The following is a 16,166-nucleotide window of genomic DNA, read 5'->3' as shown; positions in this document are numbered from 1 at the left end:
TGGGTGGCGTCGATGCGACATGAAGCGCCGCGCCGGCGGACCGGCGCGGCGCCGCGGATCACTTCACGCCGTAGAGCTTCTCGACGTCGTTGCGCAGTGCGCGCTGGCTGTCCGGGCGGGCATAGAACATGTGGCCGCCGGGATATTCCTTCACCTGCACGCGGGTCGGGTCGCCCATCGCCGGCATCTGGTCGACCACCAGTACCGAGGCCATGAACGGGCAGGACAGGTCGTCCCAGCCGTGCGCAATCAGCACGCGCAGGCCCGGATCATTGGCGACCGACTCGCGCAGTTCGTTGACCGAGCCGCGGTTGGCGTCCTTGTCCTGGTGCCACAGGCGGTTCACCTGGTAGCTGAGCGCGTTGTAGCGGGCATCGATCTTCCAGCCCACCGTCTTGGTGACGAAGTTGACCATCGCGGTGGTGGTCGGTGCGATGATGCCGTTGAGGATCGGATCGCCGGTTTCCTGCTGCGGCGCGGTCGGGAACGGATCCCAGGCGGTGACGTTGGAGTCGTAGCGGCTGCCCAGCTTGCCTTCGGCGCGATAGATCTCGCGCAGGTAGGCCTGGGTCTCGATGCGGCCGCCGGAGCGCTGGACGAACAGGGGATCCAGTCCGGTCAGTTCAGTGACCTTCTTGATCATCGCGTCGGTGGCGGCCGGATTGCTGCGACCCTGCATCAGCGTGGTGGCATAGGTGGTGCGGGTGTAGTCGACGATCGGCGCCATCGCCTCGGCAGTGAGCTTGTGCTCGCGCTCGAGGTTGGCCGCGGCGATCGAGGGCAGGGTGAGCATCCACGGCAGCGGCGAGACGTTCTCGTCGTCCGAGGCGGCCGGGTCGAGGTAGGGCGACACCAGCACCAGGCCGTTCATCGCCACACCGAGCTGGGTCTGCAGGTAGTCGGTCATGCGCGGGCCGCGGAAGCCGCCGTAGCTCTCGCCCACCAGGTACTTCTTCGAGTCCATGCGGCCGTTCTTCACCAGCCAGTCGTAGACGATGCGCGAGAGGTACTTGATGTCGTTGTCGGTGCTGTAGAACAGCTCGGTGGCCTTCTTGTCATCGACCAGCGCGCGACTGAAGCCGGTGCCGATGGGGTCGATGAAGACCAGGTCGGTGAAGCCCAGCCAGGTACCGGGGTTGTCGTGCAGAGTGGCCGGATCGGACGGGTTGGCACCCTTGACACCGAAATTGACCCGCTTCGGACCGATCGCGCCGAAGTTGAGGTAGACCGAGGACGCGCCCGGGCCGCCGTTGACCGCGAAGGTCACCGGGCGATCCTTGCCGGGCATGGTGTAGGCGGTGAACACCACTTCGCCGGTGATCTTGCCCTGCTCGTCGCGCACCGGCAGGTGGCCGACGGTGACGGTGTACTTCAGCGTGCGGCCATCGACCTGCACGGTCTGCGCAACGTGGGCGTCGGCCGGCAGCGGCGGCAGGTGGAAGGCCTTGTCGGCAGGTGCGGTGGTGTCGGGCTTGGCCGGCTGGTCGGCGGAGAAGGCGAGGGCGGGAGTGCCGGCAGCGAGCGCGGCAAGCAGGGCGCAGGAAAGTACGTGGCGCACGGTGGGGTCCTTGCGGGGAAAGGCCATGACCGTAGCGGCCCGGCCTTCACGGCAACCGTGCAGGAAGTCATGGCCCCGGCCGATGACCTGGCCGAGGCCCGCGCGATCACTTGATGCTGACCAGCTCCACGTCGAACACCAGCGCGGCGTTCGGCGGGATCGCGCCACCGGCACCGCGGCTGCCGTAGCCCATCGACGAGGGAATCAGCAGCGTGCGCTTGCCGCCCACGTGCATGCCGGCGACGCCCTGGTCCCAGCCCTTGATCACCTGGCCGGCGCCGAGCGGGAAGGTGAAGGTGCCGCCGTGGTCCTGCGAGGCGTCGAACTTCTTGCCGTGGTGGTCGGGCGCCTTCGGGTCGTACAGCCAGCCGGTGTAGTTCACCTCCACCGTGTCGCCGGGCTTGGCCACCGGGCCGGTGCCGATTACGGTATCGATGCTCTGCATCGCGGGGATGTCGGCGGCGGGGGCGGCATGCTGCGACGAGCAGGCGGCGAGCAGGAGCGGAAGCAGGCAGAGCAGTCGGCGCATGGTCACTCTCGGAAAAAGGAGACGGGCCGGCATTGTAGCCGGCCCGTCATGCGCCCCCGCGCAGGTCAAAAGGGATAGCTCACCGAGACGGCGAGCGAGTTGTTCCAGTAGCCGGAGCCGCCGCCGCTGACCGAGGCGGCCGAGCTCCGCATCACGTGCACCTGCACGCGGCCGTTGTGCGGCAGGCGGCCTTCCAGCGACACGTCCAGCGTGTAGATGCCGACGCTGTTGCCGTCGGTGGTCTGCCGGCCGCCGTCGGCGGTCGCGCGCAGCCGCCATTTCGGCGACAGGCTCATCACGCCGATCAGCCCGGCGGTGACGGCCCGGTAGTGCTGCGGGTTGAAGTAGATGCCTCCGCCCGGCTGGCTGCTGCGGAACACCCGCACGCCGAACTGGCCACCCAGCGCGGCCGGTGTGCCCGTGATGTCGAACGGGCTGAGCACCAGCCGGGCGGCCGCGCCGTCGCGACGGTTGCCATCGGTGAACTGCTGCCGGAACACCGTCGGCAGCAGGTACAGGTGATCGCCCGGACGAAGCGTGGCACCGACGCTGTAGGTGGCGTAGGCGATGCGATGGGCGATCGCCGCATCGGTGAGCAGGGGCGCACGCTCGGCCCCGGCGGAAAGGGCGAAGTCGTCGCTTGGCTGCACGGTCCAGTGACCGGCGCCCTGCAGGTATTGCCAGCCGCCGGCCTGGCCGAGGCCCAGGCGCAGGTCGGCGCTCTGCATGTCGCCGATGCGCCACTGGCCGACGCCGGAGACGCCCTGCAGGCGGCGGGAGTTGCCCGGATTGCTGACCCGCACGGTGTCGACGGCCACGCCGTAGCGCTGGGCGAGGGCGTCGTCGCCATGCAGCGGCGAGAACGCACTGGCGCCGACACTCCACACGTCCAGGCCTTCGCTGTCGTGGCTGTAGCTGGTGTCTCCCTCGATCTGGGGCGCGGTGGCATAGCGCATGTCGTCGGCGAGCAGATCGAACCGGGTGCCGAGGTAGCCGGTATCCGCCGGTGCGCGCGTGGCTGCCAGCGCCGGCAGGGTGCGGTCCTGCCAGCCGAGCGCCTGGGCCGCACGCATCAGCTCGAGCGTGCTGCGCGGGTCGTGGCTGGCGTCGTCGCGCAGCAGCTTCCAGGCCTCGCGCGGGCGGTCTTCGGCATTCAGCGCCTGGGCCAGACCGGTACGCGCCGCGTGGCGTTCGTCCGGGTTCGAGGCGAGGGTGAACGCACGGCGGAACGTCGCCTCGGCATCCGGCACTTGGCCGAGCCAGAGCTCGGCGCGTCCGAGCCCGATGGCAGCGGCGTAGGCATTGCCGGGCTGCTCCGACTGCGCCAGTGCCCGGGCGAACAGGCTGCGGGCACGGGCCGGATCGTTCGACTCCAGCGCGTGGCGGCCATCGCGGATCGCCTGCGCGACGTCGGTGGCTTGGGCGTGTATCGCCGGTGCGAGAGCCAGCGCGACCAGCGCGGGAAGCACCGGCCTCACTTGGTGCCCCAGTGCTTGCGCAGGTTGAGCATTTCCGCGAGGTAGCCAAGCACGCAGCCGGGCTGCAGCACGATGCCGTAGAACAGCGCGTAGACGATGAACCCCAGCGGGTTGCGGCGCACGTGCAGGCCCTGGGCGCGGAACATGTGCGACTGGATGTAGTACATCAGGTAGTTCACGGCGCCGGCCATCGGCAGCACCAGCAGGGTCATCGGTCCGGCGATCCAGTAGATCCCGAACAGCGCCAGCAGGATGCCGGGGATGAAGAACAGGGTGTAGGCCACGTCCATGTAGGGGAACAGCAGGTTCCACCACACGAAGACCGTACTCATGCGCGGCTTGAGCAGCAGCTTGCCGTGCACCTTGAACGCCTCGATCAGGCCGCGCGACCAGCGCTGGCGCTGGCGGATGAATTGGCGGAACGAGGTCGGCGCATTGGTGAAGGTGATCGCGTCCTCGCAGTAGCCCACGCGGTGTCCGGCGTTGAGGATGGCCCAGGTCAGCACGATGTCCTCGCCCACGCACTCCGGCCACCCGCCCACCTCGCGCAGCACGTCGGTGCGGTAGAGCGAGAACGCGCCCTGTGCCACCAACGTGCCCTGGAACAGGCTCTGCAGGCGCTTGATTGCCGCGATGCCGTGGAAGTAGTCCCACTCCTGGATGCGGGTGACCAGGTTGAGGCGGGAGTTACGCACCAGCACCGAGCCGGCCACGGCCGCGGTGTTCGGCGGGTCGCTGAGAAAGCGGCCGACCAGGTTGCGCAGCGCGTCGCCGTAAAGGTAGGAGTCGCCGTCGAGCGTGATGGTGAGCGGATGGGCGGCAACCTTAAGGCCCTGGTTGAGCGCGGCAGCCTTGCCGCCGTTCTTCACCAGGTCCAGTACGGTAAGCCACGGGTAGTTCACCGAGGCCAGCTTGATCATGGTGCCGTCGGTCGAACCGTCGTTGATCACCACGACCTGCATCGGGCCGGGATAGTTCTGCCGGGCCAGCGACTGGACGGTGGCGAGGATCGAAGCTTCCTCGTTGTACGCAGCCACCAGCACGGTGACCCCGGGGAATGCCCCTTGCCATGCGCGGGGCGGACGGCGATCCAGCATCAGCCCGATGACCAGGAAGGCGTTCATGAAGCCGGGAAGGATGGCCACGCCCCAGATCACCAGGTGGGCCGCCACCGGACCGATGAGCCGGCCGAGGTCGTGGATCCACGGGAGCGCCAAGTGCAGGGAAAATCCGGCCCAGGCGAACGCGGCCGTCAGTGTCAGCGCGAATTTCAGGCGGACTGGCAGGTAAGCACGGCCTTCCGGACGCCGGGCGATGGAGACTACCCGCGGCGGGTTGCTCAGCGAGAGGGGGATCTCGTGCTGGGCGTCTTCCGTGGCGATGGGGGCGAGCGGCGTCATGGTGCAGGACTTCTCTTGGGGCATGGCTTCGCCCGGCACGGTCATCCGGTGGATGACCGCGGGAGCGCGTTCCTGGGTTTGGGGTGGGGGAGTGCGGTGTTCCTGGGGTAGCGGAAGCAGGGAATGTGCCAGCTGTCACATGCCGGTCATTGGCGTTCCGCTGCGTTCAACAAGCGGCATGTGGCCGATGGTCGCCGGCAACGCTTGAGGCGAGGTATTGCAACCGTTTGCATGCGGGTCGTTCGGCCCGGCGGCGCGGTCGGACCGCTGATTCCTGAATGACGCGACTGCCCGTCACCGGCTTCAGGCGCGCTAGCCCAGCCGGGCAATCCGCAAGTTTGTGACGCTGGCGAGCAGTCCGGCGACGAAAAGTGACCGAAGCCGTGCGGAGGACGTTCAGTCCGCGGCGGGCTCGGGCTGTCCTTCGGGAACGCCGCGCCCGAGGAGGTCGGGCAACGATTCGCCCTGCTCGACGAAGCCAAGCGCCACCGAATTCAGGCAGTGACGGTGACCGGTCGGGGGCGGGCCGTCGGGGAACACGTGGCCGAGGTGGCTGCCGCAGCGGGCGCAGACTTCCTCGGTGCGCACCATGCCGTAGCTGGTGTCGCGGATATAGCGCAGGTGGGTGTCGTCGTAGGTGGCAAAGAAACTTGGCCAGCCGGTGCCGGAGTCGAACTTGGCGCTGGAGCGGAACAGCGGCAGCCCGCAGAAGCGGCAGGTGTAGACGCCGTCCTTCTTGTTGTCCAGGAATACGCCGCAGAACGCCGCCTCGGTGCCGTGCTGGAGCAGCACCCGGCGTTCGTCCGGGGTGAGGCCGGCGGTGATGGCCTGGCGCTGGGCGTCGGTAGGCGGGGTGAGATCGAAGCGGGACATGGTGGCTCCAGCGGGTGACGATATCGACAAGATGGGGTGTTGGCGGGGGTTGTCCAAGCAGGCTGAGGCATGGTGAGTCGCTGGGTTCCAGCTTTCGCTGGAACGACGATGAAGATGCGTGTCGCGAGTGGTTCGACGCGGGGACTTTCGACAGCCGCAGGGTTGGTCATCCAGCGCCTCCCCCGGAGCCGCGAGGAGCCACTCCCGCTCACGCCAGCGCCTGCAACTGCCCCTGCACGTCGTTGATCGCGTTGCGGATGCGCTGGCTGAACACCGAGTCCTCGTGGTGGATCAGCACCAGTCGCTCGGTGGCGCGGGTCATCGCGACATAGAGCAGGCGGGCTTCCTCGGCCTCGTCCTTGCCGGGCTTGGGCAGTGAGCCGAGGCCGGGGATGAACACCACCGGGAATTCCAGGCCCTTGCTCGAGTGCATGGTGACCAGCCGCACTGCGTCCTCGACCAGGAACAGCGCGCGCTTGCCATCGCCTTCGGCCAGGCGGCTGGCGATGCCCTCGCGCTTGAGTGCCTCGTGCAGCTTCTCGCCCTCCCACTGGTTGCGGAAGATCACCGCCATGTCCGACAGCGGCCGGCCGTGGGCGGCCTCGTCGCGCAGGCACTGGATCAGAGTCGTGAGCTGCTCGCCGACGGTGTCGGTGCGGATCAGTTCGGGTACCGGACCGCGGCGGCCGGCGCTTTGCGGCGCGATCAGCGGCACGCCGTCGTCCTCGCCGATCCGTTCGATCAGCAGGTCGCTGGCAAAGCCGCGCGCGACCGACAGGATCTCCAGCGTGTTGCGGTAGTTGAGCTTGAGGATGGTGGTGCGGCCCTGCGCCTGCACGCCCAGTTCCTTCCAGGTGAACTTGCGCCGGTCGTCGCGGCCGTAGATGTTCTGCGCGTCGTCGTACAGCACCAGCAGCGAGTTGGTGCTTGGGTCGACCATCTGCACGATCAGCTTGTACCAGTCCGGCTCGAAGTCGTGGCCCTCGTCCACCAGCACGGCGCCGTACTGGAAGCGCGGGATCTGCCCGCGGTCGACCCCGGCGATCACCCGTTCGACCATCTCGGCGAAGAAATCGTCGGTGCTCTTGCCTTCCTTCGTGGGCAGGTCCACGTGGTAGGCGGTGAGCATCTGCCGGCACCAGCGGTGGAAGTTGTAGACCTGCACCTTGTCCGACAGGCCGCGCTCGCCGACCAGCTGGTCCAGCCGCCCGGCGAGGGTCTTGTTGTAGCAGAGCACCAGGATCGGCTTGGCCATGGTCCGCGCCAGCTGCAGGGCGCGGAAACCCAGGATCATTGTCTTGCCCGAGCCGGCCACGCCGTGGATCAGGCGATGGCCGTCGCCCAGCGAACGCGCCAACTGCTCCTGCTGCGCATCCATCACCTTGACCAGTTCGGGGATCTCGATTGCCTTGCCCGGCTCGTCCTCCCGGGCGGGGAACAGGCCGAACTGGCCCGAGCCCGGGTCGACCCGGAGCTCCGGAAACAGGTGCCAGCGCACGCGGTCGAGCTGGGGCAGGGTGAGCGCCACCGGGAACACCTGCGGGAACATCGCCCACAGCCGCTCCTGGAAGGCCTCGGCTTCCACCGATTCGTAGATCTCGTCGCGGCAGATCACCAGGTGCGCCGGCAGCACGGCGTCCAGCCCGCCCTCGTCGAACTGCTTGCGGCTGATGTTGGCCAGCACCACGCCCCAGCCCCACGGCATCACCAGCTTGCCGGCGTGGCGGTGGCCGGGCGGGAAGTGCAGGGCCGGGTCCTTCTGCAACGCCACGCCGATCTCCAGCGCATAGGCGCGTGCCTGCAGCAGCGGGTTGTTCTCCTTCACCGTGCCGCGGTCGGTGAGCAGGGTGACCTGGGTGTTGTCGACCTGCTGCAGGGTCTCGGCCTTCCAGTCCTTCACCTCCAGTACCAGCAGGCCGCGGCGCGGGTGGACGATGACGAAATCCGGATGGCGCTGCTTGGGGCCGACCGGGACGTCGTACCAGATCAGGTAATCGTCCTCGAGTTTCTGCTCCAGGCGTTCGGAGACGCGTTTCTCGCCGCCGGTCATGCGCGGCAGGCAGCTGTTGCGGGAAGGAATGAGCGTGGCCATCCGGGGTCCGGTGAGTGTCTCCGCGGCGAAAGTAGCCAATCCCCGCGGGCTGGCAAAGCCCCGGGGTTCCCCGGGGAAGCCTCCGCCATGCACGGAGGCCGGCCCGGCAGGTACTATCGCGCCGTGCAATTCGGCGGCACATGTGGCCGGCCGGGCGGGGAGAGGGGATGCCGGTTCAAGTCGAAACACTGTCTCTGCTCAATGCGGTGCAGGCCCTGGCGCTGGGTCTCATGCTCTGGGTGGGGACCCACAGCGGCAACGGCCGCGCGCTGGCGGCCATACGGCTGCGCGCGCTTGCGTTGGCTGTGGAGGCTTCCGGATACGGACTGCTGGCGTTGCAGGCGTTCATTTCCCCCTCTGCGCTGGTCATCGGAGGCAACGCCCTCAACCTGCTCGCCCAAGGCATGGTGGTGGTGGCCATCCGCCAACTGCTCGGCGAGCCGCTGCGGCTGAAGACAGCGGCGACGATCGGTTTCCTCGGCTGGGCCGGCGTTTCCTGGCTGGGTGCGGTCTATCCCGACTACCGGTTGCGCGTGCTGTGGGGCTCGTGCGCGATCCTGGGCAACGTGTTGCTCAACGTCGAGGCCTTGCGCGGCGGTTGCCGGGAACGCGACACGCGTGCCCGATGCGTGCTGTTGTGGGTCTACCTGCTGGAACTGGCCCTGCTGCTGTGGCGCAACGGGTCGCTGTGGCTGGGCTCCCACCCGCCGGATCAGGTGGCCACGCCGACTCCGGTGAACGTGTTCTACGTGCTGCTCTCGGGCATGCAGCCGCTATTCGCCAGCATCGGTTTCCTGCTGCTTTACAACGAGATCCTGCGACGCGAACTGCACGACCTGGCGCGGATCGATCCACTGACCGGCGTCGCCAACCGGAGGGCCATGGGCGAGGCCTCCGACCGGATGCTCGCCGAGGCCAGGGGGTGGCGCGGCTCGGTCGGCGTGCTGCTGCTCGACGCGGACCACTTCAAGTACATCAACGACCGCTTCGGCCATGACGGCGGCGACAAGGTCCTGCAAGCCCTCGTCGGCCACATCCAGAGCATGCTTCGCAGCGGCGATATCGTCGGCCGGGTCGGTGGCGAGGAGTTTCTCGTGCTGTCGCCGGGGGTCGACGAGGCGGGCCTGCTGGCGCTGGCCGAGCGTATCCGCGCCACGGTCGAGAACTCCCCGATGGTGATCAACGGCGAGCCGGTCCGCCTGACGGTGTCGATCGGTACCGCCGTGGCCGGGCCCGGTGGCTGGGACATGACCGTGCTGCGCCGTCGTGCCGATGCCGCGCTCTATGCGGCCAAGCGGGCCGGGCGCAATCGCGTGATGTCGTCGGAGGCGACCGCCTGAGTCCGGGCGGGTAGCCGGTTACCAGTGGTGCAGTTCGCGTGGGTCGCGTCCGACCCGGCGGCATGCATGCGCCGCGATGCCTTCGGTCAGGGCCAGCCGGAATACCGGTGCCATCGACCACAGCGCATGCGCCGCCATCCGTGCCCTGGCCCGCTGGGCAGGCGTCCTCCGCAGCATCCGGATCGCCCATTCGGGCAACAGCGCGGCCCCGGCGTGCAGGAATACGTCGCGCGACAGCGAGGCGACCGGCACCGGCAACCGCACCTGGGCGAGGATGTCCAGCACGGTGCGGGTGCGCCCGGTGTAGGCGAGCGTGGGGCGCACGCTGCGGAAGTAGGCGTCGACCTCGCTCTCGCTGCGCGGCACGTCCCGTGCCCCCAGTGCTTCGGCGACCCGGCGGCATTCGTCGAAGTAACGGTCGGCCGCACCGCCCGGCAGGTCGATGTGACTGTATCGGCGGTAGCCCTGCAGGAAGCTGTAGGCTTCGGTCACGTGGACCCAGGTGAGCAGGGCCGGATCGTTGGCGTCGTAGGGGCGGCCGTCCTCGGTGGTGCCGCGGACCCGGTCATGGATATGGCGCACGCGCTCGATCAATGCCTCTGCCGACGCGCGTGGCGCGTAGGTGGTGCCGCCGACGAAGGTGGTAGTTCGGCGAAGCCGACCGAGCAGATCCTCGCGGAAGTTGGAGTGGTCCCACACCCCTGCCAGCGCCAGCGGATGCAGCGTCTGCAGCATCAGCGCGGCCAGGCCGCCGGCGAGCATGCCGGGAAAATCGGCATGGATGCGCCAGGTCGCGCCCTCCGGATCGAACAGGCCGGGATCGCCCACCGGGGTGTCGTAGTCGACCGTACCCCCACCGTTGCGCGGGAACGCGCCCGCCACCCAGCGGCGGATCGCTGCCTGGGCCGGTCGCGTGACGAGATGCAGGGCGGTGGGCATGCCTCGCATCTTAGCGGTGCCGGCAGGTGCCGGCGGGCGCTTGCGGCAACGCGCGCCTGCCTTCCGGCCGCTGGTCGTCGGCGCTTATGCCATTTCCGACGTTTGCATCGGTCCTTGGATGTGGTATCCCTAGCTTCATGACGATCCGCACTGCCCGCTGGTTTGCTTGGTTTTATGGCTATCCGAAGCCACAGGCGGAGCCAGGGGCGCGATCGTAAGCAAAACACCGATCCCACCGAATCCTGAAAGCCGCCAGCCCAACCCTGGCGGCTTTTTTCATGGTCGCCCGGACCCCGACACGAGGAACCGCCCCATGAGCACTGCCACCGACGACCTGCGCATCCGCGAGCTGAAGCGCTTGTCCACCCCCGCCGAAGTGATCGGCGACTGCGCCGATCCGGAAGTCGCGCATCGCACGGTCGCCAAGGCCCGCGAACGGCTGCACGCGATACTGCAGGGGCGCGACGATCGACTCGCCGTGGTGATCGGTCCTTGCTCGATCCACGACCCCCGGGCCGCGATCGAATACGCCCAGCGCCTCGCGGTCGAGCGCGAGAAGCATGCCGATGCGCTGGAAATCGTGATGCGCGTGTACTTCGAGAAGCCGCGCACCACGGTGGGCTGGAAGGGCCTGATCAACGATCCGGACCTGGACGGCAGTTTCCGCATCGATCGCGGGCTTCGGCTGGCGCGCGGCCTGCTGATCGGCATCAACGAGCTCGGCGTGCCTGCCGGCAGCGAGTTCCTGGACATGATCACCCCGCAGTACACCGCCGATCTGGTGAGCTGGGGCGCGATCGGCGCGCGCACCACCGAGAGCCAGGTGCACCGCGAGCTGGCCTCGGGCCTGTCGTGCCCAGTCGGTTTCAAGAACGGTACCGACGGCAACGTGAAGATCGCCGTCGACGCGGTGCAGGCGGCCTCGCAGCCGCATCATTTCCTGGCCGTGACCAAGGACGGCCGTACCGCCATCGCCACCACCGCGGGCAACGGCGATTGCCATGTGATCCTGCGCGGCGGAAGTGTGCCCAACTATGACGCCGCCAGCGTCGAGGCCGCCTGCGCCGCGATCGGCAAGGCCGGCCTTGCACCGCGGCTGATGATCGATGCCAGCCACGCCAACAGCAGCAAGAAGCCGGAGAACCAACCGCAGGTGGTGGCCGATATCGCCGGCCAGATCGCGCACGGCGAAACGCGCATCATCGGCGTGATGGTGGAAAGCCACCTGTTCGGTGGCCGCCAGGATCTCCTTCCCGGCCAGCCGCTGGTCTACGGCCAGAGCATCACCGACGGCTGCATCGACTGGAACGCGTCGGTGGCGGTGCTGGACCGGCTGGCGGACGCCGTGCGTGCACGCCGGCAGGCCGCGCGCCAGGTGGCGTAGCTCGACCTGGCGGCGGCGCGATGCCGATCGCCGCACCGGCACGCTGCCGCGCGGCGAAACTTGTTGCGTATGGCGCGTCGGCGGGCATCCGCCGCCGGCTTCGGTCGTATGCTGTGCGGCAGCCGCCCCCCGGAGCCCGCATGTCGACCGACTTCGCCATCCATCACGATGAAGATGCCCGTGTATTCGAAACGCGCCAGGATGGCCATCGCGGCATCCTGACCTACCTGCTGCAGTCCGGGGACGGCGGGGCGGTGATGACCATCGATCACACCGGCGTGCCGCCGGCGGCACGCGGCAAGGGCATGGCCGCCGCGCTGGTCGCTGCGGCCTTCGCCGAGGCGCGTCGACGCGGCTGGCGAGTGCGCCCGAGCTGTTCCTATGCTGCAGTGTGGGCCGGGCGCCATCCCGATGTCGGCGATCTGCTTGTCTGATCTTTCGAGGCCGAATCGTCCTGCATGAACACGACACCCGAGCATTCCGCCCCGTCCGGTCGTCGCCGTTGGCGACCCTTGCATTCGTTGTGGGTCCGTCCGCGACTGAGTACGGCTTTCTTGGTCTTCGTGCTCGCGTCCGGCGTGCTGCACGGCGCCGGCATGTCGCTGGCACCGGCGCTGCTGCTTGGCTTCGACCTGGGCGCGCTGGTGTTCCTCGGCGGCATGCTGCTGATGTTCAACCGCGCCTCGATCAAGAGCATGCGGCACCAGGCGCGACTGCAGGATGCCGGTCGCTGGGGCGTCCTTTGGAGCGCGATCGCGGTGACCGGGATGGTGATGGTGGCCCTGGGCACCGAACTGCATGCGGCCCGCAATGGCGGCTGGCCGGCGCTCGCGGTGGCCGGAAGCTGCATCGTGCTGGCTTGGCTGTTCATCAACGTGATGTTCGCACTGCACTACGCGCACGGCTTCTACGGCGATTACGGCAGCCCGCACCAGGGGCTGGAGTTTCCCGGCAAGGATGAGCCGGACTATTGGGATTTCGCTTATTTCTCGATCGTGATCGGCATGACGTTCCAGGTTTCCGACGTGCAGATCACCAGTCGCGAGTTGCGCCGCATGGTCCTGCTGCACAGCGTGATCGCGTTCTTCTTCAACGTCTTCATCATCGCCGTCACCGTGAACATCGTGGCCGGGCAGGCCTGAGGGCGGCGGCATGATCGGCATCGAGGGAAGCAACGGAGAACAGGGCTACCGCTGGTTGCCGCCCAAGCCGTCCGAGATCCGGGACGGACGGGTGCGGGTGATTCCCTATCCTGCCGCGGGGACCACGCGTGGCAGCGTCATGCTCAGCGTGCTGGCGATGGTCGCGGCCCTGGCCCTGCGCCATGCCGGCGCCGATGCGCGGCTGGCCGCAGTCGCCTATCCGGTGTTGCTCGCGATGCTGATGGCAGCGGTGTTCCTGCGCGGGGCCGGCTGGTTCCGGCGTCGTTCCCTCCAGGTCGGCGGGGGGCTGCGTTTCGTTCCGCTTCGGCCGCCATACTGGATCGATCTGGTGTTTTCGTTCTCGGCCGTCTCGAGGGTGCTGGATGGCTGGATCCGGCACGACCATCCGCAGCCGCAGGGACCCTGGGACGCGCTGCTGTGGATCGTCACGCTGGCCTGCCTGGGGTTCGCCCTCGCGCCGTGGCTCAGCCGCCATGTGCTGCGGCGGCGTGGCCTGGGCTGAGCCGGGGCTCAGTCGCGGAAGTTGTCGAACTGCAGCGGCACGCCGACATCGGTCTGCCGCAGCAGGGCGATGGCGGCCTGCAGGTCGTCGCGTTTCTTGCCGGTGACGCGCAGCTTCTCGCCGTTGATCTGCGCCTCGACCTTGATTTTGGCCGCCTTGATCGCGGCGATCAGCTTCTTGGCGGACGCCTGCTCGATGCCCTGTTTCACGGTGATCTTCTGCCGCGAACCGGCCAGATTGGTCTCCGGGTCGGCGGTTTCCAGCGCGCGCAGGTCGATCTTGCGCGTGGCCAGACGAGTAGTGAGGATGTCGCGCATCTGCCTGAGCTGGAACTCGCTGGCACCGGTGGCGGTGATCACGAAATCCTCCAGCTCGAACTTCGCGTTCGTGCCCTTGAAGTCGAAGCGCGTGGTGAGTTCGCGGTTGGCCTGGTCCACGGCGTTGGTGAGTTCGTGCTTGTCGACTTCGGAGACCACGTCGAAGGAGGGCATGGCGACATCTCGGGCGGCGGGAAAGGGGCAAGTGTAAGCCAGCCGCGCCGTGGGATAATCCGCCACCGTCTCCCTCCCTCCGTCATTCCGGCGCAAGCCGGAATCCAGTGACTGCATGCCTATCACCCTGTTGCCGCCGTTCGCCTCGCTGTCGTCGCCTCCGGACCTTCGCGCATGAAGGTCGACGTGCTGGTGATCGGTGCCGGTGCCGCGGGCCTGATGTGTGCCATCACCGCGGGCCAGCGCGGCAAGCGCGTGCGGGTGGTCGACCACGCCAACAAGGCGGGCAAGAAGATCCTGATGTCCGGTGGCGGGCGCTGCAATTTCACCAACCTGGGCACGACGCCGGCCAACTTTCTCTCGGCCAACCCGCATTTCGCCAAGTCCGCGCTGGCGCGTTATACGCCGTGGGATTTCATCGCGCTGGTGGAAAAGCGCGGCATCCGCTACCACGAGAAGGAACTCGGCCAGCTGTTCTGCGACGAGTCGTCCAAGCTGATCGTGCGCATGCTGCTGGACGAGTGCGCGGCTGCCGGCGTGGAGGTGCGCACCAGTTGCGCAGTGACCCAGGTGGCGAAGTCGGAAGAGGGTTTTCTCATCGAGACGGCCGACGGGCCGATACAGGCGACCTCGCTGGTGATCGCCACCGGCGGCCTGTCGATCCCCAGCCTGGGTGCGACCGGTTTCGGCTACGAGCTGGCGCGACAGTTCGGTCATCGGGTGCTGCCGACCCGGGCCGGCCTGGTGCCGCTCACGCTCAGCGGAAAGCACCAGGAGCGCTACCAGGACCTGGCCGGTCTGGCCTTGCCGGTGAGCGAGGCGCGGGTGGGCAAGCACAGCTTTCGCGCTGGCCTGCTGTTCACCCACCGCGGGGTGAGCGGGCCGGCGATCCTGCAGATCTCCAGCTACTGGCAGGCGGGCGACGACTTGCGGCTGGACCTGTCGCCAGAGGCCGACATCGGCGACTGGCTGGTGGCGCAGCGCGGCGAGCGTCCGGCGGCGGAGTTGAAGAACGTGCTGGGCGACCTGCTACCCAAGCGGCTGGCGCAGCGGCTGTGCGAGGTGTGGTTCCCGAGCAAACCGATGCGGCAGTTCCGCGAGGCGGAACTGGTCGACATCGGCCGCCAGCTGCACGACTGGCCGATCGTCGCCAGCGGCACCGAAGGCTACCGCACCGCCGAGGTCACCCTGGGCGGGGTCGACACGAACGAGCTCTCGTCCTCGACGATGGAGTCGAAGCGGGTGCCCGGGCTGTATTTCATCGGCGAGGTGGTCGACGTCACCGGCTGGCTCGGCGGCTACAACTTCCAGTGGGCCTGGGCATCCGGCCATGCGGCCGGTGAGGTGGCCGGCTAGGAAACGCTGCGTTCCCCGGTCCGCGGCTTCGCGTCCACTGAACGCCGGCGGTGGTCTCATCCACCTTATACGCATTCGTAGTGGAGCGCATCGCATGAAAGTCGGATTCATCGGACTGGGGTCCATGGGCAGCGCCATGGCCAGCAACCTTGTGGCAGCCGGTCATGCCGTCACGGTCTGGAATCGCTCGGAGGCGGCGGCCGAGCCGCTGCTGGCGCTGGGCGCGAAGCTGGCCAGGACCCCCGACCGTGCCGTGCTGGGCGACGCCGTCTGCTCGATGCTCGCCAATGACCAGGCGGTACGTGCGGTGTTCCTCGACAGTGGCCTGCTCGACGCGATGGATCCGGGCACGGTGCACGTCAACCACGCGACCATCTCGGTGGCATTGGCCCGGGAACTGGCCGACGCGCACACGGCGCGGGGGATCGACTACGTTTCCGCACCGGTGTTCGGTCGCCCGGATGCCGCCGCTGCGGCCAAGCTCAATATCGTCGCCGCCGGCAAGTCCACCGCCATCGACAAGGTACGCCCGCTGCTCGAGGCGATGGGTACGAAGGTCTGGCCGATGGGCGAGGATCCGGTGCGGGCCAGCGTGGTGAAGATCGCCGGCAACTTCATGCTTGCCTCGGCGATCGAGACGATGGCCGAGGCCTCCACGCTCACCCGCGCCTACGGCGTGGACGCGGCGGATTTCCTCGAGGTGATGACCTCCACGTTGTTTGCTGCGCCGGCGTACCAGGGTTACGGCAGGTTGATTGCCGAGCAACGTTTCAGCCCGGCCGGCTTCGCCATGGCGCTGGGCCTCAAGGATGTCGGCCTGGCGTTGAGCGCTGGGGAGGGCCGGCGGGTGCCGCTGCCGTTCGCCGGCGTGCTGCGCGACGGCTTCCTCGACGCGCTGGCCCACGGGGGCGAGGATCTGGACTGGTCCGCCCTGGCGCTGGTCGCCGCGCGTCGCGCGGGCCTCGACGGGCGCGAGGACGCCTGAGCGAATCTTTCGCGTAAGGAGCCCGCTCGCGGGCGTTGTTTCTCTCTGTTTGCCTCGTTGTGGATCAGGAGCAGGA

General features: G+C 68.2%; 15 protein-coding genes. 7 read left to right on the top strand and 8 right to left on the bottom strand.

Annotation, left to right across the window (positions count from 1 at the left end; genetic code table 11):
* Window positions 1-58: 58 nt before the first annotated feature.
* The 6 genes from NC595_RS16340 to NC595_RS16315 all read right to left on the bottom strand — a co-directional run bounded on the left by NC595_RS16340 (window position 59) and on the right by NC595_RS16315 (window position 7,930).
* Entirely contained in the window at window positions 59-1,585 is a 1,527-nt protein-coding gene (locus tag NC595_RS16340) for a S10 family peptidase (RefSeq protein WP_253568215.1), read from the bottom strand.
* Between the two features lie 79 nt (window positions 1,586-1,664).
* Window positions 1,665-2,087, bottom strand: coding sequence for an FKBP-type peptidyl-prolyl cis-trans isomerase (locus NC595_RS16335; RefSeq protein ID WP_253568213.1), 423 nt, complete (start codon window positions 2,085-2,087; stop codon window positions 1,665-1,667).
* Between the two features lie 65 nt (window positions 2,088-2,152).
* Entirely contained in the window at window positions 2,153-3,565 is a 1,413-nt protein-coding gene (locus NC595_RS16330) for a tetratricopeptide repeat protein (protein ID WP_253568211.1), read from the bottom strand.
* Entirely contained in the window at window positions 3,562-4,965 is a 1,404-nt protein-coding gene (locus NC595_RS16325; protein WP_253568209.1) for a glycosyltransferase family 2 protein, read from the bottom strand. The genes NC595_RS16330 and NC595_RS16325 overlap by 4 nt, the downstream gene beginning before the upstream one ends.
* Window positions 4,966-5,361: 396 nt before the next feature.
* Window positions 5,362-5,838 (bottom strand): peptide-methionine (R)-S-oxide reductase MsrB, encoded by a 477-nt coding sequence (gene msrB, locus NC595_RS16320; RefSeq protein ID WP_253568207.1) that lies wholly within the window; start codon window positions 5,836-5,838, stop codon window positions 5,362-5,364.
* Window positions 5,839-6,046: 208 nt separating this feature from the next.
* Window positions 6,047-7,930 carry a 3'-5' exonuclease gene (locus NC595_RS16315; protein WP_253568206.1) on the bottom strand — a complete coding sequence of 628 codons (1,884 nt, stop codon included), beginning with the start codon at window positions 7,928-7,930 and terminating at the stop codon, window positions 6,047-6,049.
* A 167-nt stretch (window positions 7,931-8,097) separates the two neighbouring features.
* Here NC595_RS16315 and NC595_RS16310 point away from each other — a divergent pair, with 167 nt between their 5' ends.
* On the top strand, window positions 8,098-9,270 hold the full coding sequence (locus tag NC595_RS16310) for a GGDEF domain-containing protein (RefSeq protein WP_253568205.1): 1,173 nt from the start codon (window positions 8,098-8,100) through the stop codon (window positions 9,268-9,270).
* Window positions 9,271-9,288: 18 nt separating this feature from the next.
* Here NC595_RS16310 and NC595_RS16305 read toward each other — a convergent pair whose 3' ends face one another.
* Complete coding sequence (locus NC595_RS16305; RefSeq protein WP_253568203.1) at window positions 9,289-10,209, bottom strand: oxygenase MpaB family protein; 921 nt, start codon at window positions 10,207-10,209, stop codon at window positions 9,289-9,291.
* A 313-nt stretch (window positions 10,210-10,522) separates the two neighbouring features.
* On the opposite strand from NC595_RS16305, the gene NC595_RS16300 reads away from it, so the two are divergent.
* The 4 genes from NC595_RS16300 (at window position 10,523) to NC595_RS16285 (ending at window position 13,258) form a co-directional block, all read left to right on the top strand.
* Window positions 10,523-11,593: a 3-deoxy-7-phosphoheptulonate synthase gene (locus tag NC595_RS16300; protein ID WP_253568202.1), complete on the top strand. Its 1,071-nt coding sequence runs from the start codon at window positions 10,523-10,525 to the stop codon at window positions 11,591-11,593.
* A 140-nt stretch (window positions 11,594-11,733) separates the two neighbouring features.
* Window positions 11,734-12,027 carry a GNAT family N-acetyltransferase gene (locus NC595_RS16295; RefSeq protein WP_253568201.1) on the top strand — a complete coding sequence of 98 codons (294 nt, stop codon included), beginning with the start codon at window positions 11,734-11,736 and terminating at the stop codon, window positions 12,025-12,027.
* Window positions 12,028-12,156: 129 nt separating this feature from the next.
* Window positions 12,157-12,735, top strand: coding sequence for a DUF1345 domain-containing protein (locus NC595_RS16290; RefSeq protein WP_343214918.1), 579 nt, complete (start codon window positions 12,157-12,159; stop codon window positions 12,733-12,735).
* 10 nt (window positions 12,736-12,745) lie between these two features.
* Entirely contained in the window at window positions 12,746-13,258 is a 513-nt protein-coding gene (locus NC595_RS16285) for a hypothetical protein (RefSeq protein WP_253568199.1), read from the top strand.
* Window positions 13,259-13,266: 8 nt separating this feature from the next.
* Here the strand turns inward: NC595_RS16285 and NC595_RS16280 are convergent, their stop codons facing one another.
* A complete protein-coding gene (locus NC595_RS16280; RefSeq protein WP_253568198.1) occupies window positions 13,267-13,749 on the bottom strand; it encodes a YajQ family cyclic di-GMP-binding protein in 483 nt (160 codons plus the stop codon).
* 174 nt (window positions 13,750-13,923) lie between these two features.
* Between NC595_RS16280 and NC595_RS16275 the strand changes: the two genes are divergently transcribed.
* Together NC595_RS16275 and NC595_RS16270 are read left to right on the top strand one after the other, a co-directional pair.
* The gene (locus NC595_RS16275) at window positions 13,924-15,105 is read left to right on the top strand and encodes a BaiN/RdsA family NAD(P)/FAD-dependent oxidoreductase (protein WP_253568197.1); all 1,182 of its coding nucleotides are present in this window, start codon (window positions 13,924-13,926) and stop codon (window positions 15,103-15,105) included.
* A 94-nt stretch (window positions 15,106-15,199) separates the two neighbouring features.
* Window positions 15,200-16,090 carry an NAD(P)-dependent oxidoreductase gene (locus NC595_RS16270; protein ID WP_253568195.1) on the top strand — a complete coding sequence of 297 codons (891 nt, stop codon included), beginning with the start codon at window positions 15,200-15,202 and terminating at the stop codon, window positions 16,088-16,090.
* Window positions 16,091-16,166: the final 76 nt, after the last annotated feature.

This window comes from Dyella lutea (assembly GCF_024158035.1).
Classification (GTDB): Bacteria; Pseudomonadota; Gammaproteobacteria; order Xanthomonadales; family Rhodanobacteraceae; genus Dyella_A; species Dyella_A lutea.
This window is presented reverse-complemented; position numbering and strand designations above follow the sequence as displayed.